This is a genomic window from Psychrosphaera sp. 1_MG-2023 (assembly GCF_030548245.1).
Classification (GTDB): domain Bacteria; phylum Pseudomonadota; class Gammaproteobacteria; order Enterobacterales; family Alteromonadaceae; genus Psychrosphaera; species Psychrosphaera algicola.
Genome location: NZ_JAUORW010000045.1, coordinates 1 through 2,383 on the forward strand (window position 1 = coordinate 1; position 2,383 = coordinate 2,383).

Genomic DNA, 2,383 nt, shown 5'->3' on the forward strand with positions numbered 1-2,383 from the left:
GAATACAATTAGCTGCCTAACAGCAGCTAAAAAAGATCCTATTGTCTATTTGACGGAAGAAGGTTCATATGTGTTAGGTTACTGAAACACTAGAATAGTTATGTTACCAGCTATTTTAGGAACTGTTACCAGTTCAACTAGATTGCTATTTGTTTGCTGTTCTGCGATTGAAAAGTTAACTTTAGTCCAAGAGTGCTCACCAAGTTTAACTTTATATTGAGCTCCAGCTGCAACATTGGCTACAAATGAGGCTTCTGCTGAATTTCCACCTTCACGATAGCAAACATTCAATGTGTGCTGGCCAGCCTCTACTAGTATTTTTCGATCAACATCTATCAAAGGAATAGATTCTCCATTGACTTTACATATATGGATTTTCTCGTGACCTTTTCCAAAAATAACAGCCTCACTATCTTCGCCAACAAATGTCGCTGTTTTTTCAGATACCGCTGGCTCCGTGTATAAAACAATTGGTTTAGATGGTGTGGATTTACAACCAGCAATAGTTACCGCTAATAAAACTGAAGTAAGAACTTTTTTCACAGATTCTCCTAGTAACCTAACGCCTCGATAAGAGGCAAAAATAAATTGGTTATACTTTAGCGACGAAGGAGCGGTAAGCCAATTTATTTTTGTCCTTTTACTTCATCGACTTGTTAGGTTTCAATTACACTGAACTTTACTATCGACGTAACCGGTAATGTCCTTCGAAGTCAGATAGATATCGCTCATTTTTGAATTTAGTTTATCTAACCACCATAAAGCTTCTATTTCAGAGATTTGTGTTAAGCCACTTGATTTAGCGAGAAAATAGTTAGACATATTTTTTCGTAATTTAACTTTCCCCCAATCTGTAATGTCTCCTGATTTCTCTCCACTCATAAAGTATTGGCTTTGAATGACATACTCTCCTGCACATATATTTATTGCAATATAGTCTGCGTAATACAACTTAATATTTTTAGTATTCTGAGAGAAATCGATTATCTTATAATCAGCCCTACGAGGTCCGTAATAATAAAAAGTTGGATCAATTAAGATCACATTGGCAAAGCCCATAATAGCTTTATTTTCAAAGCTATTATGGGGATTAAAATCGGCAAGTTCCAATTCAGTGGGCCTGTTAATAGTGCATCCAGTTACCATAAGAACTAAAACAATTAAGAAAATTACTCTCATATAGAAATGAAACCTAACGCCTCGATAAGAGGCAATAAAATTATTGGTTATACTTTAGCGAGGCACGAGTGACAAGCCAATGATTTTATGTCCTTTTACTTTATCGACTTGTTATAGCTCTTTTAACATATTAAGTTCTTTGAGATACTTTTTAACACTTGGAACGCTATATGACGGAAAGCACAGCCCTCCAGTTCCATAAATAAAAGTAAGGCTAACATCAAATTCGTCTTTTAAAGGTAGACAGCCGTAAGCATATTGAATGTCTGAATTCTCTACGTCAGTCAGCATTGGTAGCTCTAACAACGCAATAGTCCTTTTATTAAACAGAACGTCTACCCCGACTTTAATATATTTGGGTTTTGAGCCGTTCGGTTTTGTCTGGGGGAAACGAATCTCGAAATATGTGCAATCGCTAAATTCTTTGTGTTCTTCGATCTCGTACTCTTTAAAAAAAGTCCATGGTTTAAAAATAATTCCGAATTCTTTAGCTTCAGTTGGACTTAAGACAGTTGTCCCTTCAGCAAATAATATTGATGGAAGTATTGATATCACAAATAGTAAATTTTTCATCATGAGCTATAACGCCCATTTAAGGGGCTGATAATAGTTTGCTAAAATTGTGTAGCGAAGCGAAAACGAGCAAACTGTTAGCAGTCCCGCTTGAAATTCTTGTTAGGTTTCAGTTGCTAATAACTCCATTGCAACAGCTAGTTTTATTTGTTGGATCTTACTTAATTTATGACGATATTCTAGAAGAGTAAAAGTATCCATGCCTGTACACTCAGGACAATCTAGCTCGACTTCAACTCTACCAACCATCCGTGATTCAATAAGTAACCAATAATAAACAATTCTGTCATCCGGAAAGGAGTCTAAAACAATCACTTGAGTTGTATCCAAGTCATTATCTAAAAAGAAGGTTTTTACGTGAGACTCAACTGATTTTGAAAATACGGATGATGTATTTCTTAAAAGCTCCGACTTTATTTCCTTTTCAGTTTTAGAGCCAACCAATTTCACAACATTCTCCTTGAAACCTAACGCCTCATTAAGAGGCTAAAAATAGTTTGCTAAAATAAGCGACGAAGGAGCAAAAGCAAACTGTTTTTTGTCCTTTTGAATGACTTATAGTTGCTCCGTTCCACTAATTAATCTGTTTACCTAGCTCATTAATAAGCGGAATATGCTTCTGTTGCTTACG

At 35.7% G+C, this 2,383-nt stretch carries 4 protein-coding genes; all 4 read right to left on the reverse strand.

Going from position 1 to position 2,383, the window contains the following annotated elements:
- Positions 1 to 78 precede the first annotated feature (78 nt).
- The 4 genes from Q4575_RS19605 to Q4575_RS19620 all read right to left on the reverse strand — a co-directional run bounded on the left by Q4575_RS19605 (position 79) and on the right by Q4575_RS19620 (position 2,202).
- The gene (locus Q4575_RS19605) at positions 79 to 543 is read right to left on the reverse strand and encodes a hypothetical protein (protein WP_303523929.1); all 465 of its coding nucleotides are present in this window, start codon (positions 541 to 543) and stop codon (positions 79 to 81) included.
- 120 nt (positions 544 to 663) lie between these two features.
- Positions 664 to 1,110 (reverse strand): hypothetical protein, encoded by a 447-nt coding sequence (locus Q4575_RS19610; protein WP_303523930.1) that lies wholly within the window; start codon positions 1,108 to 1,110, stop codon positions 664 to 666.
- Positions 1,111 to 1,290: 180 nt separating this feature from the next.
- On the reverse strand, positions 1,291 to 1,755 hold the full coding sequence (locus tag Q4575_RS19615) for a hypothetical protein (protein ID WP_215962751.1): 465 nt from the start codon (positions 1,753 to 1,755) through the stop codon (positions 1,291 to 1,293).
- A gap of 99 nt (positions 1,756 to 1,854) precedes the next feature.
- Complete coding sequence (locus Q4575_RS19620; RefSeq protein ID WP_215962754.1) at positions 1,855 to 2,202, reverse strand: hypothetical protein; 348 nt, start codon at positions 2,200 to 2,202, stop codon at positions 1,855 to 1,857.
- Positions 2,203 to 2,383 lie beyond the last annotated feature (181 nt).

Coding starts and splice junctions, on each gene's coding strand:
- Q4575_RS19615 (WP_215962751.1), bottom strand. CDS start 1,755: ATGATGAAAAATTTACTATTTGTGATATCAATACTTCCATCAATATTA.